A 24,742-nucleotide genomic window follows, 5' to 3' on the forward strand; every position below is an offset into this window, starting at 1 on the left:
TTTACAATTCGCAAAACTCTTGTATCGTGGGGAATGATCCTTTGGCTCGCTCGTGATCATGCCCAAACAACTGGATTTGCTGACCTCTGGACAGGTGATCCCAACACCACTGCACAGTGAAATGCAACGCTCCTATCTGGAGTACGCCATGAGTGTGATTGTGGGGCGGGCACTACCAGATGTGCGGGATGGGCTAAAACCAGTGCATCGGCGGATTCTCTATGCCATGTATGAGTTGGGGTTGACGCCCGATCGCCCCTTTCGCAAGTGTGCACGGGTGGTGGGGGATGTGCTGGGGAAATATCACCCCCATGGGGATCAAGCGGTCTATGAGGCACTGGTGCGCTTGGTGCAGCCCTTTAGCAGTCGCTATCCCCTCTTGGCAGGGCATGGCAATTTTGGCTCCATTGATGATGATCCTGCGGCGGCAATGCGCTACACGGAAACGCGCTTGGCAGCGATCGCCCACCGCACGCTACTGGAGAATATCAGCGACGCCATTGTGGATTTTGTCCCCAACTTTGACAGTTCCCAAGAGGAGCCATTGGTGCTGCCGGCGCAACTGCCGATTTTGCTGTTGAATGGCGCAACGGGAATTGCTGTGGGCATGGCCACAAACATTCCACCCCACAATCTGGGGGAAGTGGTGGATGCTCTGATTGCGCTTATTGACCGTCCCCATCTCTCCCTAGAGGAACTGCTCACCCACCTGCCGGGACCGGACTTTCCCACGGGGGGTGTGATTGTGGATGGGGCAGCATTGCTGCGCGCCTACGCCACGGGTCGAGGGACGATCACCCTGCGGGGGGTGGCCACCCTTGAGGATATTCAGCCCGGACGCGGCCGCCACCGTCGCCAAGCCATTGTGGTGACAGAGCTACCCTATCAGGTGAATAAGGCGGCATGGATTGAGAAGGTGGCGGATTTGGTGAATCAAGGTCGCCTTGAGGGCATTGCCGATCTGCGGGACGAAAGCGATCGCGAGGGGCTGCGGGTGGTCATTGAACTGAAGCGGGATGCCTCAGCGGCACAACTCTTGGAGCAACTCTACCGCCTGACGGCCCTACAAGTAACCTATGGCATCAACTTGATGGCACTGGTGGGCAATCAACCCCGCCAACTCTCCCTCAAGGAGATTCTCAGTGAGTTTCTGCAATTTCGCGAGCAGACCCTGCTACGGCAATATCGCCATGATCTCGAAACAGCTCAAGCCCGCCAGCATGTGGTGACGGGACTCTTAATCGGCCTCAATGCCGTGGATCAGGTGATTGAGATTTTGCGATCGGCAGCGGATGGCAGTACTGCTCAGCGGGAATTGATGACCCGCTTGGGTTTGAGCGATCGCCAAGCCAGTGCCCTGATTGCCATGCCCCTACGCCGCCTCACTCAACAGGAGCGCCAAGACCTAGAACGGGAACAGGCGGAGCTACAAGCGCGGATTGCCCAGTTGGCAACCCTGATTAGCCAGCGTCCTGAGCGCCTCAAGGCACTGAAGAAAGAATTGCGGCAGTTAAAGAAAGCCTTTGCCGATCCCCGCCGCACTCAAATCCTCACGGCAGCGTCGCCGCCCCCCACCGCCGTGGAGACCAATGATCGTGACGATACGCCCCTCTGGGTCGAAGTGAATCATCGCGGTTACGGGCGCTGTCTGTCCCAGCGCAGTCGGGGGAGTCTCCAGTGGCAAACGTGGCTACCGTGGTCAGAGCCATTGCCCTTGGCCTTCTCGGTACAGGCTAGCGATCGCCTGTGGGTGTTTACGGAAAGTGGCAAGGTGTATCCATTGCCCGTAGAGCGATTACCCGTTACCAGCCGCCGTGAGAGCGATCGCGGGCAACCGCTGCTGACTCTCTTGCCGGAGTCGGCGCAAGGGGAAACCCTCCTGACGGTCGTGCCCAGTCAACCCCCAGCAGAGAAGCTGATTTTGCTGACGCATCAAGGCCGCATTAAGGTCATTCCAATCTCAGATCTGCAAGACCTGAGCGGACGGGGTCTGCAACTCACAAAACTTAAGGCGGGGGATGCCCTCGGTTGGGTACTGCCTGCAGATACGGATCACTTAGTGTTGGCCACCTCGCGGGGGCGGGTCTTTCACTTTTTCATCCCCGACATTCCCGCTTTGGGGCGGCTGAATCCAGGTCAAGCGGCGGTGCGCCTCAGTGGGCAAGAAACCTTGGTGGGGGCGATCGCCCTGTCGGAACTGGAGAATGTGATCCTCATTACTGCTTCAGGCCTTGGTAAACAAGTGCCGCTGCCCCTAATGGAAGTTGTGCCCCTTGGTCATTTAGGCCAGTTGGCGATGCCCCTGCGGCAAAAAGCGGATCGCTTGGCGGGCATTGGCCGTGGCGGTAGCCCCCTGGCACTGGTGACGAACCAAGAGCGAGCTTGGATCACCAACGGCGAGGAGATCCCCATCCTCAATAAAGAGGCGGTGGGGGTGGCGATCGCTCCCCTTGATCCGCAGGAACAGATTCAGGCGGTGGTGCCGTTGGCCTGATCAGTTCAAGCCACTGACCACAGACCCGCAGGTGGTACCCCCCCGGCAGCGTTGAGGTTTGGCTGCCATTACCTGCCGTGATCAGAGGACGCACCGCTTCAATTAGGCTGAAATCAATGCCCCGTTTCAGGTGCTGACGCAAAAATTGCTGGATCAAGCGGCGTTGCAGCGCAAGGGGCAATTCCCGTAGGCGCAGCCGCTCCAAGGCAGGGGGATGCTCGCGGATCACGGTGGGGGAAAGACGCTCCACCTCAGCTTCGAAATAGGCGCGATCGCTAGCCAGCAGTTCAGCGGTTTGGGCAAGCACCTCTTCCACATTCGGATTAAAGTGCGCTTGCAGATAGGGAATTAACTCCAAACGCAGCCGATTGCGGCGATAGTTGAGATGGTGGTTCGTTGCATCCTGCCAGACGGGTAACCCGTAGGTTTGGCAAAAGGCAGCCGTTTCCGCTCGCGTCATCCCTAGGAGTGGACGTACTAACCGAATCGCACCCAAAGCACGGCTAGGTAAGAGGGTGGCTAGGCCATCGGGGCTGGTGCCGCGCAGTAGATGTAGTAGGAGACTTTCGGCGCGATCGCTCTGGGTGTGGGCGGTCACCACATGGGTGCAATCCAACGCCTTGGCCACGGTCTCAAAGACTTGGTAACGCCATGAACGGGCTGCGGCCTCAGTTTTGGGCATCTCAGGGGCACTCACCACCTCACAGGGCAGGTGCCATTGCTGCGCTAGCGCTTGGACAAAATTTGCATTGGCAGCGCTATCTGCCCGCCAGCGGTGATCACAGTGGACAACCACCAAAAACCACTGCCAGTAGGGCTGTAGATCCAATAGCAGGCGCGTTAAACAAACGGAATCTTGCCCCCCCGATAGAGCAATCAGAATTCGTGACCCCACAGGGAGCCATTGTTGGGTTTTTAAGGTGGTATGCAGGCGGGCGTGGTAGATGCCCCACACGGGCAAAAAACCGCTAGAAAAACCAACCGTAGGAGTGCAGACCTTTCCCCAGCAGGTTCACCCCCAAGTAGCACACCCAGACCACCCCAAAGCCAACGGTGGCGAGAATCGCCGGCTTGCGCCCCTGCCAATCACGGGTAATACGGGCATGGAGATAAGCAGCATACACCAGCCAGACAATCAGTGCCCAAGTTTCTTTGGGATCCCAACTCCAAGGCGCCCCCCAAGCCTCATTTGCCCAGACCGCACCAGAGATAATGCCGATGGTTAGCAGTGGGAAGCCAAGACCAATCATGCGGTAGCTCAAGTTATCGAGGGTCTCAGCCAAGGTGAGGCGTTGCAAACTCAATTGCAGGGTGGGTTGGGTGAGTACCGTGGTGCCGCCGCCCCCAGTCGAGGGTTCTAAGGAAGGTTCTGGCGCGCGACTGCGGAAGCTGCCTGTGCCCACAGAGCTGCCCTTAAGGCTGACGGGTTTGCCCCATGTGACCACTAGGAAGGCGATCGCCAGCAGTGACCCCACCATCAACGTGGCATAGCTGAGCATCATCACACTGACGTGCATCATTAACCAGTTCGACTTCAGGGCAGGCACCAGAGGCGCTGACTGCTGCATTTCCGGGGGGAGCGAGAGAGCCGCAAAGGCAGTAATTCCCATGGCAACGGGTGCAGTAACAACCCCCACAAGGCGCTGGCCACTGATGGACTCGGCGACAAAGTGCATGGCTGTCAAACCCCAGCACAGGAAAAAGAGGGATTCATAGAGATTGCTGATGGGAAAGTAGCCCCCCTCAATCCAACGCGCCGCCAGCAGGCCCGTAATACAGAGATTGGCGATCGCCATCCCCGTGCGACCCGCAGCCGTGAGAACAGGCCATTGGGGAAACGCTGCCCCACACCAGTAGAGCAACATCGTGATCAAAAGCACCGCAAAGGCACTGTTATCGAGCCAACCTTCTAGGGTTAATAAATCCATAGCTTTTTATTTTGCCAGCCTGCTACTCTTTTGTATTGTACTGTCCGAACCGTGCTTTTCTGGGATAGTGGCGCATTTCCCATTCTTGTGAAAAGGGCTGTACCACAATTTCAGCCTGAATCCCTATAATCAGGGGTGAAGAATCATCATGTTCTATTGTGCTGCTGCTGGAGCGAGAACCCCATGAACGAGCTACGGGCTGCGCTGGAATTGGCGACGGAGGAGGAGTTGCAAGACCTAACAGAAATTCTGTTTCGTCGTCGGCTCAATCCCTTGGACTATCTCACAACGCCGGATCCCATTGCCGTCCAAGCTCAGGATCGCCAAGCATGGCTCGATGATATTGAGGAGCGGTTTCGCTTTTTGGCGGCAGATGGTCTGACAGTACTCAAGGGCAAAGCACAGCAAATCAGCTATCGGCAAACGTTGATGCGGGTCTGTCGCTATCTGAAAATTAAGTTTTCCCCCAGTTGGACAGTCCCCGAACTGGAAATGGAAATCTTCTTGAATGTGTTGCAGCGGATGTGGAAAAAGCTGGGGGATGAGGATCGCAAGGTCTTGGCTGCCCAAATCCAAGATAGCTTGCCCGAACTGCGCAACGGCCACCCGATTTCTATGGAAACTGTACGCCTGATCCTAGAGGGAGGCGCGGCGATCGCCATCAGTTCTGTTGTCCGCTCCATGGTGGTGCAGCAGGTGGCTCGTCAATTTGCCATTCACTTTGCTGGGTACAAGCTCTCCATCACTCCCTTGGTGTCTCGGGGCGCTGCCGTGGGAGCCGCTAAATTTGCCCTCGGTCGCAGCGTCTTAGCCTTTGCCAGTACAGCTTTGTGGGTGTGGTTTATTGCCGACTTGGGTTGGCGTGCCATTTCCACCAACTATGCGCGCATTATTCCCACCATTTTCGCGATCGCCCAAATTCGCCTCCTACGCGGTGAGCAGGCATCCCAGTGGGCAATGGCCTAGAGTGTGATCATCCGCTCTTTGTCCAGGGTGAGCAGTTGCCGCAGTTGATCGAGGTTGAGTTCGGTTAACCACTGTTCGCCACTGCCCACAATCATGTCCGCAAGCGCTTTTTTCTGCTCAATTTGCTCGTGGATCTTTTCTTCAAGGGTACCCGTGCAGACAAATTTGTGGATTTGGACAGTGCGGGCTTGGCCAATGCGGAAGGCGCGATCGCTGGCCTGATTTTCAACCGCGGGGTTCCACCAGCGATCGTAGTGAAAGACATGATTGGCACGGGTGAGATTTAAGCCCACGCCCCCCGCTTTTAGGGAAAGGATAAAGACCGTGGGTGCCTCAGGATCGTGCTGAAAGCGTTCCACCATGAGTTCTCGCTGCGCTTTGGGGGTGCGTCCCGACAGGAAAAAGATCTCCTGCTGTAGCGCCTTTTCGAGATAGGTTTTCAGGTGGGTGCCAAATTCGGCAAATTGGGTAAAGACAAGGGCGCGATCGCCCACTTCCTGAAGCTCTTGCAACATTTCTATCAGGCGTTGCAACTTGCCCGAGCGATCGGGGGCATAGTCTTCCTGCTTGAGATACTGGGCGGGATGGTTACAGATTTGCTTGAGTTTGGTCAGCGTAGCCAAGATATGGCCGCGCCGCTGGATACCTTCACTATTTTCAATGGCAGCAAGGGAGTCTTCCACCACCGCAGTGTAAAGCTGCATCTGCTCTAGGGTGAGACCGCAATAGACCAGCATCTCCTGTTTTTCGGGCAGGTCTTGGATAATGCTGCGGTCAGTTTTCAGGCGCCGTAGAATGAAGGGCTGAACATAGGTGCGCAGGGCGTTGAGGGAGGTAGTGTCACCATAGCGTTCAATGGGTCGCACATAGCGGTGCTGAAAGTAGGTGCGATTGCCCAAGTACCCCGGATGCAGAAAGTCCATAATCGACCAGAGTTCAAGGAGACGGTTTTCTAGGGGGGTTCCCGTCAGGGCAATGCGAAACTGGGCGGAGAGTTCCCGTGCCGCTTGGGACTGCTGGGTGTTGGCATTCTTGATGTTTTGGGCTTCATCGAGGACCAGATGCTGCCATGACACCTGTTGCAAGGTGGCGCGATCGCGCTGCAGGAGGGCATAACTGGTGAGAATCAGATCGTGAGTTTCGACGTTTTTCAGAAATGCCTTGCCCTTGGGGCGATCGCTGCCGTGGTGGACGTAGGCACGCAATGTCGGTGCAAATTTTTGGCACTCCCGTAGCCAGTTGCCCAGTACCGAGGTGGGACAAATCAACAGTGTCGGTCGGTAGGCACGTCCTGCTTCCTTGAGGTGGAGCAAAAAGGCCAACAGTTGAATCGTTTTCCCTAAGCCCATATCATCGGCCAAGCAAGCCCCCAACCGCCAGCGTTCCAAGAAACTCAACCACGCCACCCCTCGCGCTTGGTAGGGACGCAGTTCACCACAAAATTCCTGCGGTGTCGGCACTGGATCAAGGGTTTGTTTACCCGTGAGGCCATCGAGTAGTGCCTGAAGGGCAGCATTGGCGTCTAAACCAAGAATGGGTAACTTGGCCACCGTTACCGTATCCCCGGTGGCAATGCGCAGCGTATCGGCAAGGGAGAGCTGGGTCTTTTGGGGAGACTGGAGAAACTCTTGAGCGGCCTTGACCTCTTGGGGACGCAGCAGCACCCACTCACCATTGAGATAAACAAGGGGACTCTCTTGGCGGCGCAGTTGATCAAAATCTGCTTCCGAGAGGGGATGCTGCCCCAACTGTAATTGCCACTGAAACTGCATCAAGCTCTCAATACTCAAGCCGCTGGTGGCGGTGGGCGGCAATGAAGCAATCATCCTCAGACCCAAGCGATGCTGGGCGCTATTGCGGCGCAAACTCGGCGGCACAATAATTGCAACCCCCTGCTGCTCAAGGAGCGGAATGGCACTTTGCAAGAAGGCATAAACTTCCGTGGTTTGCAGCGTCAGACCCACAGGGGAGGGTTCTTGGAGACTGCGATCGAGGGGACGATAAATGCGTGAGGCCAAACCCAGTCCCCGCAGCAGGGTTTCTTGGGGCTGCCAGAGCACTTGTCCGTGATAGAGGAGGGACTCTTGCGTACATTGCCAAATCTCGGCTGCCGCCAGCATCGTTTCCGTTTCGCCCTCCGTTTGTAGGCCAAAGGCCAAGCGCCAATCACCCTCGGCAGTATCTGGGGGCACCAGTTGCAGTGCCAAGCGCCATTGGGGGCGCAGATCCAACTGCTCGCGGTAGGGTTCTTGCCAACGTTGGAGCCGTTCCACAAAAGAAGGCGGCAGTTCCGTTGCTTGCCCTGTTTTGAGGAAAGTCAGCCAGTGACTATGCTCCTTAGCCAAGCCCACTTTGGGTAACTCTAGGGCGGCAAGGGCAGTGTGGAGATAGCCCTGCAAGGTGTGGTGCAGAAAATCTGCCAATAGATCGGTGGCATGGGGCGGAAACCGCAGCGCCGTGGCATCAGTTTGATAACAGCGACATAAATGCGGCATCCGTTGGCTAAATTGCCGAAAGCGATCGCGATCGCCCCCATGGGTGAGCAGAATCCGCCACCCTTCAGCCGTAGGCAAGTATTGGCCGCGCACAATTAAATCCAGTAACCAGCGACTAACGTGCAGCCAATAGCGCAGATCATCGCCAATAGCAGCGCTTTCGCGACCCTGAAGACCCAGTTGATGTAGTTGCTCTAAAACCCCTGAGGCAGGAATCGCCCAACCCGGCACCTGCCAGAGAAACAGCGGTTCGCCGTTGACTTCCGCTAGGGGAGGCGGTAATAGGTGATGCTCCTGAATCTGTGCGGGCAAAGCAGCATAGGCAACACTCGGACTGGCCTTGACCAGCGGAGGTGTCTTCAGTTGGGTGGCATAGGGATAAACAGGCACAGCAGTCGGAACCCAAGGCGTGATTGCCTGAGTGAGCGATCGCCATTCTTCTGCCCATACAAAAAAGCGCGGCGTCGGCGTTGCCAGCCACGTCCCATGGAAAACAGCCATGCCAATATTTTAGTGGGCTTTCAAGAGGGATGCGAGTGCTTCAGCAGGCATGGGTCGGGCAAAGAGATACCCTTGACCATAATCACACCCCAGTCGCTGCAGGATGTGCAGTTGGTCGCGGGTTTCAATCCCTTCGGCAATAACGCGGTAGCCCAACTCCTGAGCAAGGACTAAAATCATCTTGGTAATTTTGAGGTTGCGCTGGTTGTCTTCCAATTGCTGGACAAAGGCGCGATCCACCTTGAGGTGGTGAATCGGTAGGCTGTGGAGATAACTCAGGCAGGAATAGCCCGTTCCAAAATCGTCAATACTAATTTCAATGTGGCGCTCCCGCAGTGACTCTAGGAGACTCAGCATTTCACTGCCCAATTCAAGGGCGATGCTTTCGGTGAGTTCTAGAACCAACTGTCCTCTGCCCAAGGGATACTGTTGCTGAATGCGGCTAAGGTGGTGGAGGAAACTGGGGTGCTTCAGTGTCTTGGCCGAGACATTCACACTCAGGATCAAGTTGGCTGCCCCTTGGAACTGCTGTTGCCACAACCAAAACTGTCGACAAGCCTGCTCCAAAACCCACTTGTCAAGGTCAACAATCAGCCCTGTATCCTCAGCAATTGAGATGAAAGCACCCGGCAGAATCAGTCCGCGTTCAGGATGTTGCCAACGCACTAGGCTCTCCATGCCCACCAGTTGTTGATCTGCCAAATTAAAAAAGGGCTGATAAAACAGCTGCAGTTCTCCATGGCTGAGGGCATGGCGCAGATCGTGTTCAAGGTGGAGGCGCTCTAGCACCTGTTCGTACATCTGGGCGTTAAAGATGGCGTAGCGTCTTGTGGAGTGGGCTTTCGCTTGATACAGGGCAATATCGGCATCCCTAAGGACAGCAAAAGCCGTTTTATACTCATTTTGGGCAAAGACGACACCAATACTACTGCTGAGGAAAATTTGCCGCTCCTCTACGACCAAGGGTTCTTGGAGGCAACGGGTAATTTGCTCGCAAAGAGCAATGGCACTCTCCAAGTTGGGTAAAGCGGTTGCCAAAATCACAAACTCATCTCCGCCGAGGCGAGCCACAATATGCCTATTTTCGATGAGACGCCGCAGCAAAGTGGCAAAGGCAATGAGCAGGCGATCGCCCACTGCATGGCCGAGGCTGTCATTGATCACCTTAAAGCGATCCACATCCAAAAACAGCACGGCATAGTGAAGCTCAGGATTCCTTTGAGCTGCGGCAATTGTGGCTGCCAACTGCTCCATGAAGTAGAGGCGGTTGGGCAACCCTGTCAGGGGATCGTGATAGGCCTCATGCTCTAGCTGCAATTGCACCTGTACCCGACTGGTGACATCGCGGGAACTGGTCTGCAACTGTTGCAATTGTCCCTGACTGTCGTAGCGGGGCTTGAAGAGGGTTTCTAGCCAGAGCAACTCCCGATTCGCTGTACAGGCTCGATGGGTGATGGGCCAAAACCGCTGCTGCTGAATCATCTGTTGCAGTTCCTGCTTGACCCGCGATCGCTCATCGGGATGGCACAACTGCGTAAAATGCTGACCAATGAGCCTCCCAGAAGACCAACCCAATAGGGTTTCATAGGAGGGACTAACATACAAACACCGGCCTTCCCGATCTAAAAGGCACACAATATCGGTCATGTTTTCCGCCAGCAGTCGATAGCGTTCTTCGCTTTCGCGCAGCGCCAGTTCAGCAGCTTTGCGGTCTGTAATATCAATATGGGTACCCACCACCTTAGAGGGGCGACCTTGGGCATCCCGAATTAACACGGCATTGCTGTGGAACCAGCGGTAGGTTCCATCGTGGTGGCGCAGGCGAAAATCAATGTCATAGTCCGCTTCACCGCGCAGAAATTGCTCGTAGGCCGCAAGGGCGCGATCGCGATCCTCGGGATGGAGTTGCTCCTGCCAATCTGCGCAACTGAACGCTTCAGTCCTAGGCAGGTCGCCCAGCTGGGCTCTGTGGGTTGGCGAAACAAGCATGGTTCCCGTAGAGAGGTCATGAAAATAAAAGCCAATCTTGGAAGCACGGATAGCCACCTCTAGCTGGGCCTGCTGCTCCTTGAGGCGCTCTTCGGCCAAATGGCGCTCAGTGACATCCAAGATCACGGTGTACCAGACCACGACCCCATTAGCCGCCAGTGTGGGCTGTCCGGCACCCTCTAGCCAGCGCACTTCACCGCTGGTGGGATGAATAATGCGCCATTGCCAAAACCATGGCGTCAAATTTGCCGCAGAATAGAGAACCGATTGCCATGTGGCTTCCCGATCCTCTGGATGTACCAGCTGCCACAAACTTTCACCATCCTCAGCAGCCACCGCCGCCGGGATGCCCCAAAGACGTTCGCACATTGGATTCAGATAAAATACCCGATTGCGACCATCGGGGTACTGTTCATAGCGAAACAGGGCACCAGGTAGGTGAAGAGCTGTCAAACGAAACCGTTCTTCACTCTTGCGCAATGCCGCGGCAAGACGGGAACGTTTAGCCAGTTCTTTGCGGGCTTGGGCGTATAGATTGGCCTGGTAAACCGCCACCTCCAGTTGGGTGGCAATGGTACGCATAAAATTGATTTCCACTTCTGACCACGCATGGGTTTGGTGCGGCACAAACAAACTCAGGCTGCCCCAAGGGCGCTCTTTAACAATCAAAGGCACCAGTAACCATGCCCCCGGCAATTGTTCCGCAAGGGCTCGATTCACTGCATCGGTCAGTTGGCAGGTGTCGGCGATGGCAACCACTTCTCCTGCCTTCAGCCGTGTGGCCAAGGGATTGTCCTGATCTGGGATTTCAAAGCCCAGAAACTGGGGGGTATTGGGATCGCTGTGATATTCAGCAACCGGCTGCCACACCTGCCTTTGCGGAAGGTAGCGAACCACACAGGCATCCCATCCCAGCCCTATTTCCACAATTTCCCGCACAGCGGTGTCAAAGATGGTTTCAAGGTCAAGGGAATTGCGGATGGCTTGGATGACACGATTGAGAGCCTGCTCGCGCAGTAGTTGATTTTTGAGCGTGGTCACATCTCGGCCAACGGATTGAATCCCACTGAGGGAACCATCAGCCGTAAAAACCCCTGAATTCAGCCACTGGATCCAGCGACTCCCTTTTTGGGGATGAGGTAGGCAACTTTCGCAGGTAAATAGGGGCGCAGCGGGTGTAAGCTGCATCACCTGCGCTTGGAAACAAACGGCATCTTCACAGCAGACGAACTCCCCTAAGGGGCGACCAATGACTTCAGCAGCAGAACAGTTAAAGAAGCGGCAAAAGGCCTCATTGGCAAATAGGATGGTGGTATCTGGGTGCAGGGATAGAAGAAAGTCACCTTGGTCTTGGAAGATGCCGGAGTCACACTGCCTAGAATCAGGCTGCTGCTGACAAGAACAGGCAAGCCCTTGGGGCTGTATTTTCTGAGGTTGGCGCCCAGTAATGTCCTGAAACGTGAGCACAATGCACTGCAGATTGCCGCTGGGATCAACAATGGGGCAGCCTTGGATTGCTAGGGTTAATCGCCGATCGCTCAACAGCAGATCTACGGCCACAGAACAGGGTTCTAAACGCTGGTGGACTTGCCTATTGGGCAACTCTTCCTTGGGATAGGGGCGATCGCTACCGCAGTAGTAAACCTGCAGATTTGCCCAAATGTCGGCTGCCGCCGCTTGGGGATCCGTCACCGCCAAGAGTCTTTGGCCAAAGGGGTTAATGTAGCTAATTTCCCCCGCGGGATCAGCAAGAGCCACAGCAATTGGTAACGCCCCTAGGATTGCTGTTAGGTAGTGCCCCCCATCACTTTTCCCCATTCCATCTGACCGGTCGATCACTGAATCTGCACCGCCACTGGCATTGGGGGTGGCAGGCCTTAGGAAAGTGGGGAACAAACTATCCATAGGATTAATCGTAGGAAGTTACTGGGGCTCCTGACTAAAGCTAAGCGCAGCAGCTTTCTGATTACATATTCGTAATAATTACGATGGTACTTGCTATTATTTTTTTTTTTTTTGACATATAACTGATTTATAACTGATTTTCTTAAGAAGTATAAAGTAATTTCCTATTCTCCTTCCTTGGTTTTGAGTGTGGCTTCCCGCTGAGCCAGCCAGCGCGCATACAGATCTGGGCGGCGTTGGCGAGTGCGTTCAATTTGCTGTGCCCGCCGCCAAGCAGCAATTTCCCCATGGTGACCAGAAAGTAAGACCGGCGGTACCGTCCACCCCCGAAACTCTGCGGGTCGAGTGTAGTGGGGATAGTCCAATAAACCGTCCTCAAAACTGTCTTGATGCAGGGAAGCCGCTTTGCCCACCGTGCCGGGCAGCAGTCGCAGCACACCATTGAGAATCACCAGAGCTGGAATTTCCCCACAAGTGAGAACAAAGTCGCCAATGGAGATCTCTTGGGTCACCAAATGCTCGACGACCCGCTCATCCACGCCCTCATAGTGACCACAGAGAATCACTAGTTGATCTCGCTCCTGCGACCAATGCCAGAGGTGCTGTTGGGTCAGGGGTTGCCCTTGGGGGGTGACATAGATCACTTCACGGCGGGGCAAGGAGGGCAGCGATTCCACCGCCGCAAAGAGGGGTTCAGGCTTCATCACCATGCCCACACCCCCCCCGTAGGGTTCATCATCCACCCGCTGGTGCTTATCAGTACTAAAGTCACGCGGATTCGTCAGGACGACCTCGGCAATCCCGCGTGCCAAGGCTTTGGCCATTAAGCCACTGCCGAGGGGGGAGGCAAAGAACTCTGGAAAGAGGGTAATAATATCGAAACGCATTACTGGCGGTGGCAAGAGAGGGAACCATAGTAGGCAAGGGCGCGCAATTGGCTGAGGGCACACAGTTGCTCTTGTTTCCACACCTGCTGGGTTTCTGGTGCTGGGGGAGGTGACTGGACACCAAAGAGTTGATTGATCAAAGGGGAGCGATCGCGCCGAAAACGTACGACCGCATACTCTCCTTCTTTGAGCTTGGCAGCACTAGCAAGGGCACTGAGGGTGTCTGGACGGCTGCGGGTACCATCAATGAGGCGGTAGCGCTGCGCCTGCTCATTACTGAAAATCATTGCTCCCATTTTGTTGCGAATAACACTGGGATCAATGCCCCGTGCCTGCGCCACATGATTAATAAACTTGCTGTACTCCTGTTCAAGGCCGGCTTGGAAGACCTCAATTTCTTGGGGGGTGAGGCGACGGAAGGGATTGCCAATATCTTTGCTACGACCGGCGCTCAGTGTCCGTTCTTCGATACTGTTGGCAGTAACGCCTCCCATCAATAGGCCATTATCGAGACTGGTGGGGCGATCGTAGTAGAAAACACTAGGGCCGAGAATGCCAATACTGCCAATCATGCTGCCGTGATCAGCGTAGATCCGATCCGCTGTCACCATAGCCCAAACGCCACCGGAGGCAGAAATGCCCTCAATAAAGGCATAGACCGGTTTTTGGGTGGCTGCGCGGTAGCTCCTAATGCCTTCGGCGATCGCCTGCGAGCCAAAGATCGTGCCGCCGGGAGTGCTGATATTGACAAAGACAGCCTTAATCGTTTCGTCCTTAGCCGCCTCTGCCAACTGCCGCTGCACTTCATAGCCGTAGGTGACACCGACAAGGGGCGCAAAGAAGCTATCTTCTTCGTTTTGCGGGCTGCCGAGAATTGGCCCAGTAATGTCAATTCTGAGAATGCGATCGCGACTGCCCTCCTTGCCGCTGACGTGCTCGTAGGGACTGGTTTCACTGGCGGGCGCCAACAAGACCCCGAGGAGGGCAAAGAAGATCGTGGCACTGAAGCCCACCACCCCCAATGTGAAAAAAAAGGTTAGCGTGCCAAAAAAGATCACACCGCAGCGGTGAAACACACTGGGCCAAAAGGGGGGAAGGGAGCGCGTCATAGAGGAGGAAAGGGTTGAGTATAATCTGAAAAGTTTTCAGTCAAATGTTTTACTTATTTTAGCCGCCCCCTGCGGTTTTCTCCTGTTTTTGCCCCTCACAAGCCACCCTTGCCGTGTTGACCTGTCACGATCCTTTTGCGAGGTAGGTTCTCTCTACGAATGAAACCCTCGATGACCGCTGAGCAGTATCTCAATCACCCCACCTTTGGCTTGCTTTATGGGGTGTGCCCTATTGATGAGCATCGGCACCTTTTTACCACGTTGTATGCACAGCGGCTGTTCTTCATTGTCAGCCAACGGCCGGCAGGGATGGCGTTTGAGTCTATTAGTCGCACCGATGCGCGGATGCTCATTGAACAGCGGTTGCGATCGCTGCGCCGTCTTGGCAAAACTGCTGAATACCAAGCCCTACAAGCGATTCATCGCCAAGCCTTCATGTAACCCGATCCAGATTTCGCTAGACTGAGGCTAGGTTTTGGGGAGCAAGGATGAGCTACGACTATGACCTATTTGTGATTGGTGCCGGCTCCGGTGGCTTGGCGGCCTCAAAGCGGGCAGCTTCCTACGGCGCTAGGGTGGCCATTGCCGAAGGGGATAAAGTCGGCGGTACCTGTGTGATTCGGGGGTGTGTCCCTAAAAAGCTCATGGTCTATGGCTCCAAGTTTAGCCACCTCTTTGAAGACGCTGTCGGCTATGGCTGGCGCCCCGTTGCAGCCAAGTTGAACTGGGAGCGACTGATTCAAGCAGTGAACCAAGAGGTAAATCGCCTCAGTCAACTGCACATTAGCTACCTTGCCAAAGCCGGGGTCGAACTGCTGCCCTTTTTTGCCCGCTTTGCTGACCCCCACACCCTAGAACTCGTGGATCGCCAAGGACAGGTGCAACGGCGAGTGAGAGCGGCGAAAATCTTAATTGCTGTCGGGGGCGAAGCGATTAAGCCCAATGTGCCGGGCATTGAACACAGCATTACCTCGCGGGAGATGTTTTTGTTGCCCAAGCAGCCAAAGCGCATGGCTATCCTTGGGGGCGGCTACATCAGTGTTGAGTTTGCCGGCATTATGCAGGGACTCGGCACGGAGGTCATTCACTTTCTGCGGGGCGATCGCCCCCTGCGCGGCTTTGATCAAGACATTCAAGATGGTGTCTATGAGGGGATGATTCGCCACGGCATTGATGTCCGTCCCCAGTGCCACATTACGGGCTTGAAGCTCACCAAGAAGGGCAATATCCGCATTCGCTACGAACAGCAGGGGCAAGCCTGTGAAACTAAAGTTGATACAGTGCTGTGTGCCGTGGGGCGTGCGCCCAACTTGCAGGGGCTAGGTCTTGATCAGGCGGGGGTGCATCTTACGGCCAATAGTCAAGGGATTGTCGCCATTGCTGTGGATGAATACTACCGCACCAATCAAGAACACATTTTTGCTGTCGGGGACTGCACTAACCGCGTCAACCTCACTCCCGTAGCCATTGCCGAAGGACGCGCCTTTGCTGATACACAATTTGGTAATCTACCGCGCACCCTCAGCTATGAGAATATTCCCTCGGCGGTGTTTTCCCAGCCGGAGGCGGCTTCGGTGGGGCTGTCTGAGGCGCAGGCCAAGGCGAAATTGGGGGAAGAGAATGTGGCAATCTACCGTGCGGCCTTTCGCCCGATGTACCACAGTCTCACGGGTCGAGATGAAAAGGTGATCGTCAAATTGGTGGTGGAGAAAAATACGGAGTGGGTGCTCGGTGCCCACATGGTGGGGGATCATGCGGCTGAGATTATTCAAGGGATCGCGATCGCCCTCAAAATGGGCGCCACCAAGAAGGACTTTGATGCCACGATGGCCATTCATCCCTCGACGGCGGAGGAGTTTGTCACCCTGCGTTAGTGGCCACTTGCACCGGACTGTGGAGCAGCTCTAGGGCCGCCAGATATTGGGGATCTGCTGCTGTACCCATAGCCATGAGACTCTCGGGAGCATCGAGAACCCGCCGATCTGGCTCAATCCCCACTTTGTTGATGTTGTGGTGATTAGGGGTTTCGTAGTGGGCAATGGTAACCGCAAGGCCAGAGCCATCACTGAGGTTAAAGAGGGACTGAATCGAGCCTTTACCAAAGGTGCGATCGCCCACCAGTCGAGCACGGCCATGATCTTGCAGGGCACCGGCTAAAATCTCGCTGGCACTGGCGGTTCCGCCATTCACGAGGACGACGAGCGGATCATGGGTGAGGGCACCGCCACTGGCATTGAGGCTATCCACAATCCCTTGGCGATCGACGGTATAGACAATGACCCCCGAATCCAACCACAGTTGAGCAATTTCCACCCCCGCCTGCAACAGTCCCCCCGGATTATTGCGCAGATCAAGAATGTACTCCTCCGCTCCCTGCTGCTCTAGCATTTGAATGGCTTTGCGCATTTCTGTGGCCGCCATAGCGCTAAATTGACCAAGGCGAATATAGCCAATGGTGTGTCCCTGCACTTGGCGAACCTCAGCCATAACCGGATTAATCTCAATGTGTCCCCGTTTCAGGGTGATTTCTTGAGGAGCTTCACTGCCCCGTTGTAACAACAAATGCACAGCAGAACCGGCGGCTCCCCGCATTCTTTCGGCGGCTTCATCAAGGCTGAGCTGGGTGGTGGAGACGCCATCAATGGCAAGAATGCGATCGCGGGGTTGAATCCCCACTTGGGCAGCAGGGGAGCCATCAATCGGGGCAATGACTTCGAGGATACCGGTTTCAGGGTCAGTGCTAATTTGCAAGCCGACACCAGTGAGTTCCCCAGCCGTGGTGGTTTGCAGGCTACGAAATTGGGCGGGGCGCAGCAGCCGTGTAAAGGGATCCTCTAAACTCGCCAACATGGTTTGAATGGCCTCATAGGTCGCCTCGCGATTGGGTAGGGGACGTTTCAGCGCCTTTTCGCGCACCAGCCACCAGTTTTGGCCATTAAAAGAGGGATCCACGTAGGCTTGGTTGACAATGCGCCATGCCTCGTTAAAGAGTTTTTGTTCCTCCGTTAGGGCGATCGCCGAGTCAGTGGGGAAAATGCCCCAGACCCCCACAAGGACAACTAAAAAACAAGTGAGACGTTGCAGCCAACGAACCCCCATTCCTTCACCTGCTGATTGCTTCTTTTTCCTAAGCTAGCACTAGAAAAATGCTTCGCAAGACACCGTTATGCCTTGAGAACCACCTTGGGATGCAGGCGATCGCCCCCACTCACTCCGATCCCCACACAGGTAGCGGCAAAGGTGACGCCCACGAACCTCTCCGCCGGCGGTAGCCCCTCACCAATCACGGCGCGGCCATGATACCAGTCGTTGAGTTGTACTTCATTGAGTTCAAGCCACGGTAGATGTGAGAGAACCGCTTGGGGCGGGCGCAGTGGTAAATGCTCTGGCGAAATGCTTTCTAGGGAATGGCTCTCCTCAATCCTCAGGCCACCACTTTCAATCCGTTGCAGGGCTGCCAGCGTTCCCCCTACCCCCAGTGCCGCCCCCAAATCGCGGGCAAGGGCGCGAATATAGGTGCCACCGCCACAGGTAATGCGCAGGGTCAATACTGGGTAGCATCCTGCTTGCCAATCTAAGACATCAATGCTGTACACCTCAACGATCCGCGGCGGCACGCTCACGACTTCACCCGCACGGGCACGGGCATAGAGCCGCTGGCCATCCACTTGAATCGCACTATAGGCGGGGGGATATTGCTCAATCTGGCCAATGAATTGGGGAAGCTGTTCCTCAATGGCCTCAAGGGTGAGGTGACTGGCAGATTGTTCTTGGCAAATGTCACCCGTAATGTCATCCGTGGTTGTGGTGATGCCAAAGCGCACCGTGCCAATATAGGCCTTGCGATCGCTCAAATAGGGGAGGAGTCGCGTCGCTGCACCAAGGGCGATCGGCAACACCCCTGTGGCCATTGGATCTAATGTGCCCCCATGACCAATGCGCTTGAGCCGCAGCCGCTTTCGCAGTTCGTTAATGCAGTCGTGGGAAGTGCAGCCGGGGGGTTTATTGAGATTCAAAAAACCAAACATCAAGGCGTTGCCGTCAAGGGTAAGCCACTCACAAAGCGTTGCAGGGCAGCGATCGCTCGGTTGTAGTCAATGGTAGAACTCAACAGGTTGCTCTGGGCTTGAATCAGAGCCGTTTCTGCATTGCTCACCTCCGCTTGCGTGCCAATCCCTGCTTGGAAACGCAGACGGGCAAGGCGCAGTCCCTCCGTGGCTTGGCGCACTGCCACTTCATTGGTGCGGATATTTTCCTGACTGGATTTGAGCGTGTAGTAGGCCTGCTCCACTTGAAAGCGAATTAAGTTGCGAAAGGCGGCATACTGGGCTTCAGCGATCGCGGCAGCGCTTTCCTGCTGGGCGGCACTGGCACGGGAGACCCCGCCATCAAAGAGGGTCAGGTTCATTTGACCCCCAACGGTATATCCCCAACGGGGTGCCCTCCCATCTGTGAGGCTATCAAGGGTGTTAAAACTTCCGCCGGCCACCAACTGCGGCCCTAGATTCCCCAAGGCCACCCGGCGCTGCTGCAGTGCTGCATTCCGTTGGGTCAGTTGCTGTTCCAATTCCACACGATTCCGAAACGCCAAGGCAATGCTCTCCTCAAGGGAGAGTTTCCATTCCCCAACTACCCGAATGGGGTCAGCGGCGCGCACATTGACCTTGTCATTGAGACTGATCAGCTGTGCCAGTTGGCGTTGAGCGGTTTGCAGTTGGCTTTGGGCTTGCACGAGTTGCTGTTGGTTATTGGCCAGTTGCACCTGTGCTGTGAGGACATCAAATTGTGTGCCTAAGCCAGCCCGTTCGCGGGCGATCGCATCCCGTAAGCTGATTTGGGAGTTTTGTACCGCTGCTTCACCAATGCGCACCAGCGCCTCCGCCTGTTGAATGTTGTAGTAGGCATTGGTGACATCCTGCCGCAGTTGTTCAAATTCTCGCTGCAGATCCAGTTCGGCATTGCGCACCTGTTCCTGTGCTGCTTTGATACTGCCATCCCGTTGGCCAGAGGTGAAAATGTTGTAGCCCAGTTGCACCGTGCTGGTCCAAGTATTGCTGGTGGGATTGGCCTGCAAGGGGGGTGGTAGTTGGGCATTTTGCAGGCGAATCGCCGCTGAATCCGTGCGACTAATCCCCAATTGCAAGGAGATGCTGGGATAGAGAGCCGCCTCCGCTTGGCGCAGAACCGCCCGACTTTGTTGCAGTTGCGCCTCAAGGATTTGCAGTTGGCGATTATTCCGCCGCGCCAGTTCAATCGCTTCATTGAGGGTAATGGGGCGATCCAAATCAATTTTTACTTGATCGGGACGACTCGGGAGATAGAGGGGATCGGGATTGGGATTGAAGGGCAGGAGATCGGTGGCCGTAGGGTTGGGTTGGGCGATCGCCCCCCCGCTCATGGTGATCAAGACCCCCACAAGGCTCCCCAGCAGCCGACTGCTTTGCTGGCAGATGGATTGTTGACCCATGCTCACTCCCGACACCGTTACAACTACGGATTCTCGCTACCACATAAGACTATAACAGTCCTTTCTCAAGGAATCGTTGCCAAAAAGGCGGTACACTGACACTCAACTGGTTCCAATTCTGCAAAATTCAAGGCTTGATCCAGCGCTGTGGCAACCATTTTACGCACTTGGAGCTATCAATATCCGTGGCTCTACGACACCATTAGTGCCCTCGCAGCAATAACGGTGGGGGGGAGCGATCGCCTGCATCGGTTGGCTTGGCAAGATTTGGACTTACCCCGCAGTGCCGTGGTTTTAGATCTCTGCTGCGCCCATGGCATTGTGACTCAAGCCTTAACTCAAGCCTTTGATCAGGTCACGGGACTAGATGCTTCCCCGAAGGCGATCGCCCGTGCTCGGCAGCGCGTGCCCCAAGCCACCTATGTGGAAGCCTTTGCGGAGAAGATGCCCTTTGCCGATGCCACCTTTGATCTGGTACACACCAGCATGGCGCTGCACGAAATGACTGCGGAGCAACTGCGTGCCATCGTGGCGGAAGTGTGGCGGGTTCTCAAGCCCGGTGGCTGGTTTGCCCTGATTGATTTTCATCGTCCCCAAGTGCCCCTCTTTTGGCCGGGGATGGCCCTCTTTTTCTGGCTCTTTGAAACGGAAACCGCTTGGCAACTGCTGCAAACGGACTTAGCTGAGCAGCTACGGTTACAGGGCTTCACTGTGGAGCGGCAGACCTACCACCTCGGGCGCAGCTTGCAGGTTCTCCATGCCCGCAAACCCTGCCCAAAGAATTAAGATATATGAACGATTTGCAACACGAGTGCGATAGCGATGGTGGTATCAATTTATCTGAAGATAATGCTAGTATAACCCTTTTCAGGAGAATTGAACTTTCTCAGAAAGGTCAAAGGCTCTGTATAATATAATCAACACTATTTTAGGAAGGTCTATAAATATCTATGAAAACCCATTCTTATTGTTTACTTTGTCAATCTTCTAACATTCAAAAAATGAGAAGATACTACACTACACACAGACTTATAAAGTGCCAAGAATGTGGTTTTATTTTTATGGAGAGGGTTCCATCAGAGAATGAACTGAAAGAATACTATTCTACATATAGCTACGCAGAAGACAGGCCAATTTCACCAATTACGCTTAAACGATATCAAGAGCTTCTCAAAGAATTTGAAATTTATCGTCAGAGTAATCGAATTCTTGAGGTGGGATGTGGCAAGGGTGATTTCTTGATAGAAGCAAAGAAAAATGGTTGGGAAGTAGAAGGCACTGAACTTTCAGAAAAGGGAGTAGAATGGTGCATTCGCAAAGGAATCAAAGCTCAATACACTGATTTGAATGAAAGACTGTTTCCTCGCGATTATTTTGATATCATCATTGCTATAGAGGTAATTGAGCATATCAATAAGCCTAGAGAGTTTGCTCGTCAGATTGCTAGTTTTTTACGCCTAGGGGGTCTTTTCTACTGCACCACTCCTAACTTTAATTCGTTGGCAAGGTATTTTCTTCAGGAGAACTATTCAGTAATTCATTATCCAGAACACTTATGTTACTACACGCCAAAGACTCTTAAAAAGCTAATGTCTGAACATTCTCTTTTTCCTAAAAAAATAAAAACAACAGGAATTGACTTTGATAGACTATTTCCAAGAAAGGAAGCAGCACCTCTAAAGTTTGATAATGAAACTATTAGACACCACACGGAAAGTAGTTGGATTCTGAAGATGACCAAACGAACCGCTAATTTTATGTTAAATATCACACGCTTAGGTGCGACAATTAGAGGCTACTTTATAAAATCCTACAGTTCAGAATAGATTTTAATCATAAAATACTTTGAGATACAATAAAAACCGTGAAAATCTATTGTACAGCGATCTTATCCATTTTAATGTGTTTAATTCATGGGAAAAAGGCTGTGACATACGTTTGAAGCAGACCTACCACCTCAGGCGCAGCTTGCAGGTTCTCCATGCCCGCAAACCCTGCCCAAAGAATTAAGAAAGAATTAAGATATATGAACGATTTACAACACGAGTGCGATAGCGATGGTAAGTTCACTGCCCCAACTGGAGATCAACTTAGAGACCGATGCTGAATTTGTCGCGCGGCACATTGGCATTACGCCCACCGATCTACCCAAAATGTTGAGCCTGTTGGGGTATGGCAGCCTCAAGGAGCTGATCACTGCCGTCATTCCCCCGGAAATTCGCTTGCAACGCCCTCTCGCTCTGGGTGAAGGTCTCAGTGAAACAGCAGCCCTGCAAAAATTACGCACCCTTGCCCAGCAAAACCAAGTTTGGCGCAGCTACATCGGCATGGGCTATTACAACTGCATTACGCCGGCAGTGATTCAGCGCAACATTCTGGAAAACCCCGGCTGGTACACCCAGTACACCCCTTACCAAGCGGAAATTGCCCAAGGACGCCTCGAAGCCCTCCTCAACTTTCAAACCCTTGTCAGCGATCTAACGGGCTTGCCCATTGCCAATGCCTCTCTCCTTGATGAGGCGACGGCTGCCGCTGAAGCCATGACGCTGAGCTTGAATGCCTGCCGTCAAAAGGGAGCCAACCGCTTCTTGGTGGCGCAGGATAGCCATCCCCAAACCCTAGCAGTGCTGCGCACCCGTGCCCTGCCCCTTGGCATTGAGATTGTACCCATTGACCCGATCGCCAGTGAATTGCCTTGGGAGAATGCCTTTGGCCTGCTCTTGCAATATCCCGCCAGCGATGGTGCGGTGCGATCGCCCGAAGCCCTGATTGCCGCTGCCCATGAACGGGGACTCTTGGTGACGGTGGCCACTGATTTGCTGGCCTTGACATTGCTGACACCGCCGGGAGAATTGGGGGCAGATATTGCCGTCGGCAGCTCCCAGCGTTTTGGTGTGCCCTTGGGCTATGGGGGGCCTCACGCCGCCTTCTTTGCCATCCGGGAAGACTTTAAGCGGCAATTACCCGGACGACTAGTGGGGGTTTCCCACGATGCTCTTGGTCAAAAAGCATTGCGCCTTGCCCTGCAAACCCGTGAGCAGCACATCCGCCGCGAAAAGGCCACCAGTAACATCTGCACTGCCCAAGTCCTGCTGGCGGTGGTGGCCAGTATGTACGCCGTCTATCATGGAGCCGCGGGGCTGCGGCAAATCGCTGAGCGCATCCATCAACGGGCAGTGACCCTAGCAGCAGGCTTAGCAGCAGCGGGCTATCCACTCTACCATTCTGAGTTTTTTGACACCCTACGCATTGGCTTGGGGAACCTGCCAGTACAGGTGCTCAAGGAGCGGGCAGCAGCGGCGCAAATCAACCTGCGTTACTTTGAGGATGGCAGTGTCGGCATCAGCCTCGATGAGACCACCACCGAGCAAGATGTGGCGGATTTACTGGCGCTCTTTGGCACAAGTCCTGCGGCAGTTGCCGCGGGCGATCGCCTACCGCCAACCCTAAAACGCCAATCTGCTTACCTGCAGCACCCCGTCTTTCAGGACTACCACAGCGAACACGCCCTGCTGCGCTACATTCACCGCCTTCAGGCCAAGGATCTCTCCCTCACCACCTCGATGATTCCCCTTGGCTCCTGCACCATGAAGCTCAATGCCACGGCGGAAATGCTGCCCATCAGTTGGCCAGAATTCAATCAACTGCATCCCTTTGCCCCTGCCGAGCAAGCCCAAGGCTATCAGCAGCTGTTCCGTGAGCTAGAGGCAATGCTGGCAGAAATTACCGGCTTTGATGCCATTTCCCTACAACCCAATGCCGGTTCCCAAGGGGAATATGCGGGACTCCTAGTGATTCGCCAGTACCACCACAGCTGCGGCGAAAGCCAGCGCAATGTGTGTTTGATTCCCACCTCTGCCCATGGCACCAACCCTGCCAGTGCGGTCATGGCTGGCATGCAGGTGGTGGCAGTCAATTGCGATGCCCAAGGCAATATTGATGTGGCGGATCTGGCGGCCAAGGCCGAAACCTATGGCGATCGCCTAGCGGCCTTGATGATCACCTATCCCTCGACCCACGGCGTCTTTGAAACGGGAATTCGCCAAATTTGTGAGATCATCCATCGCTACGGCGGTCAAGTCTATATGGATGGTGCCAATATGAATGCCCAAGTGGGGCTGTGCCGTCCGGCGGACTTTGGTGCCGATGTCTGCCATCTCAACCTCCACAAAACCTTTTGTATTCCCCACGGCGGCGGTGGGCCGGGGGTGGGACCCATCGGGGTCAAGGCGCATTTAGCCCCCTTCTTGCCAACCACGCAGCTGATTCCCCAAGGATCGGAAATTGGCCCGGTGACTGCCGCCCCTTGGGGCAGTGCCAGTATTTTGCCGATTTCGTGGATGTACATTACCCTGATGGGGGGGGTGGGGTTGACACGCGCCACCGCAATTGCCATCCTCAATGCTAACTACATTGCCAAACGCCTTGAACCCTACTACCCGGTTCTCTACAAAGGTGCCCACGGTTTGGTGGCTCACGAGTGTATTCTCGATCTGCGTCCGCTGAAAAAATCCGCGGGAATTGAGGTAGAAGATATTGCCAAGCGGCTGATGGACTATGGCTTCCATGCCCCCACCATTTCTTGGCCGGTGCCAGGCACGCTGATGATTGAACCGACAGAAAGTGAAACCAAGGCGGAATTGGATCGCTTTTGTGAGGCGATGATTGCCATTCGCGCCGAAATTGCTGAAATTGAGGCGGGCGTCAGCGATCGCCAGCAAAACCCCCTGAAAAATGCCCCCCATCCCGCCCTGATGCTGGCCACAGAGCCATGGCCTTACCCCTATTCACGGCAAGTGGCTGCCTACCCCGCCCCTTGGCTGCGGGAGTACAAATTTTGGCCAGCGGTTGCCCGCATTGACAATGCCTATGGCGATCGCCACCTCGTGTGTAGTTGCTCAGTGCCCATCACTTCACCAGAGTCTTAAGCAAAGCTGAAATTTTTGCGGCAGTTGCCGATTTGCCTTGTCGAAGCCAAAAAGGGGTTGCTAAAAGTAAGGC

The 24,742-nt window shown here is 54.7% G+C and carries 16 protein-coding genes; 7 read left to right on the forward strand and 9 right to left on the reverse strand.

The features are described from left to right. Nucleotides 1–58: 58 nt before the first annotated feature. Nucleotides 59–2,494 carry a DNA topoisomerase (ATP-hydrolyzing) subunit A gene (locus RHJ31_RS00840; RefSeq protein WP_302677008.1) on the forward strand — a complete coding sequence of 812 codons (2,436 nt, stop codon included), beginning with the start codon at nt 59–61 and terminating at the stop codon, nt 2,492–2,494. Here RHJ31_RS00840 and tilS read toward each other — a convergent pair. After that, a complete protein-coding gene (tilS, locus tag RHJ31_RS00845; RefSeq protein ID WP_302677009.1) occupies nt 2,415–3,449 on the reverse strand; it encodes a tRNA lysidine(34) synthetase TilS in 1,035 nt (344 codons plus the stop codon). The genes RHJ31_RS00840 and tilS overlap by 80 nt on opposite strands. A 13-nt stretch (nt 3,450–3,462) precedes the next feature. Next, a complete protein-coding gene (ccsB, locus tag RHJ31_RS00850) occupies nt 3,463–4,422 on the reverse strand; it encodes a c-type cytochrome biogenesis protein CcsB (protein WP_302677010.1) in 960 nt (319 codons plus the stop codon). A 183-nt stretch (nt 4,423–4,605) separates the two neighbouring features. Between ccsB and RHJ31_RS00855 the strand changes: the two genes are divergently transcribed. Beyond that, nucleotides 4,606–5,388, forward strand: a complete 783-nt coding sequence (locus RHJ31_RS00855; protein WP_190278036.1) for a YaaW family protein — start codon at nt 4,606–4,608, stop codon at nt 5,386–5,388. Here RHJ31_RS00855 and RHJ31_RS00860 read toward each other — a convergent pair. The 4 genes from RHJ31_RS00860 to RHJ31_RS00875 form a co-directional block, all read right to left on the reverse strand. After that, nucleotides 5,385–8,384: a DEAD/DEAH box helicase gene (locus tag RHJ31_RS00860; RefSeq protein WP_302677011.1), complete on the reverse strand. Its 3,000-nt coding sequence runs from the start codon at nt 8,382–8,384 to the stop codon at nt 5,385–5,387. The two genes, RHJ31_RS00855 and RHJ31_RS00860, sit on opposite strands and share 4 nt — an antisense overlap. Before the next feature lie 9 nt (nt 8,385–8,393). Further along, nucleotides 8,394–12,191: an EAL domain-containing protein gene (locus RHJ31_RS00865; protein ID WP_310445714.1), complete on the reverse strand. Its 3,798-nt coding sequence runs from the start codon at nt 12,189–12,191 to the stop codon at nt 8,394–8,396. A gap of 251 nt (nt 12,192–12,442) precedes the next feature. Next, complete coding sequence (gene trmD / locus RHJ31_RS00870; RefSeq protein ID WP_302677013.1) at nt 12,443–13,165, reverse strand: tRNA (guanosine(37)-N1)-methyltransferase TrmD; 723 nt, start codon at nt 13,163–13,165, stop codon at nt 12,443–12,445. After that, complete coding sequence (locus RHJ31_RS00875; protein ID WP_302677014.1) at nt 13,165–14,274, reverse strand: S49 family peptidase; 1,110 nt, start codon at nt 14,272–14,274, stop codon at nt 13,165–13,167. Before RHJ31_RS00875 ends, trmD begins: the two co-directional genes overlap by 1 nt. A 159-nt stretch (nt 14,275–14,433) precedes the next feature. Here RHJ31_RS00875 and pipX point away from each other — a divergent pair, with 159 nt between their 5' ends. Beyond that, nucleotides 14,434–14,715, forward strand: coding sequence for a transcriptional coactivator PipX (gene pipX / locus RHJ31_RS00880; protein ID WP_302677015.1), 282 nt, complete (start codon nt 14,434–14,436; stop codon nt 14,713–14,715). Nucleotides 14,716–14,762: 47 nt separating this feature from the next. Then, entirely contained in the window at nt 14,763–16,148 is a 1,386-nt protein-coding gene (gene gor, locus RHJ31_RS00885; protein ID WP_302677016.1) for a glutathione-disulfide reductase, read from the forward strand. On the opposite strand, the gene ctpA is transcribed toward gor, so the two are convergent. From ctpA to RHJ31_RS00900, 3 genes are all read right to left on the reverse strand, one after another. After that, nucleotides 16,135–17,373: a carboxyl-terminal processing protease CtpA gene (gene ctpA, locus RHJ31_RS00890; RefSeq protein ID WP_302677017.1), complete on the reverse strand. Its 1,239-nt coding sequence runs from the start codon at nt 17,371–17,373 to the stop codon at nt 16,135–16,137. The genes gor and ctpA overlap by 14 nt on opposite strands. Nucleotides 17,374–17,438: 65 nt before the next feature. After that, entirely contained in the window at nt 17,439–18,302 is an 864-nt protein-coding gene (gene truB, locus RHJ31_RS00895; RefSeq protein ID WP_302677018.1) for a tRNA pseudouridine(55) synthase TruB, read from the reverse strand. After that, entirely contained in the window at nt 18,302–19,741 is a 1,440-nt protein-coding gene (locus RHJ31_RS00900) for a TolC family protein (protein WP_302677019.1), read from the reverse strand. The genes truB and RHJ31_RS00900 overlap by 1 nt, the downstream gene beginning before the upstream one ends. A 147-nt stretch (nt 19,742–19,888) precedes the next feature. Between RHJ31_RS00900 and RHJ31_RS00905 the strand changes: the two genes are divergently transcribed. The 3 genes from RHJ31_RS00905 to gcvP all read left to right on the forward strand — a co-directional run bounded on the left by RHJ31_RS00905 (nt 19,889) and on the right by gcvP (nt 24,669). After that, on the forward strand, nt 19,889–20,527 hold the full coding sequence (locus RHJ31_RS00905) for a class I SAM-dependent methyltransferase (protein WP_302677020.1): 639 nt from the start codon (nt 19,889–19,891) through the stop codon (nt 20,525–20,527). A gap of 164 nt (nt 20,528–20,691) precedes the next feature. Then, nucleotides 20,692–21,567 (forward strand): class I SAM-dependent methyltransferase, encoded by an 876-nt coding sequence (locus RHJ31_RS00910; protein ID WP_302677021.1) that lies wholly within the window; start codon nt 20,692–20,694, stop codon nt 21,565–21,567. A 231-nt stretch (nt 21,568–21,798) separates the two neighbouring features. After that, entirely contained in the window at nt 21,799–24,669 is a 2,871-nt protein-coding gene (gene gcvP, locus RHJ31_RS00915; protein ID WP_302677022.1) for an aminomethyl-transferring glycine dehydrogenase, read from the forward strand. Nucleotides 24,670–24,742 lie beyond the last annotated feature (73 nt).

The organism is Thermosynechococcus sp. JY1331 (genome assembly GCF_031583475.1).
GTDB lineage: Bacteria > Cyanobacteriota > Cyanobacteriia > Thermosynechococcales > Thermosynechococcaceae > Thermosynechococcus.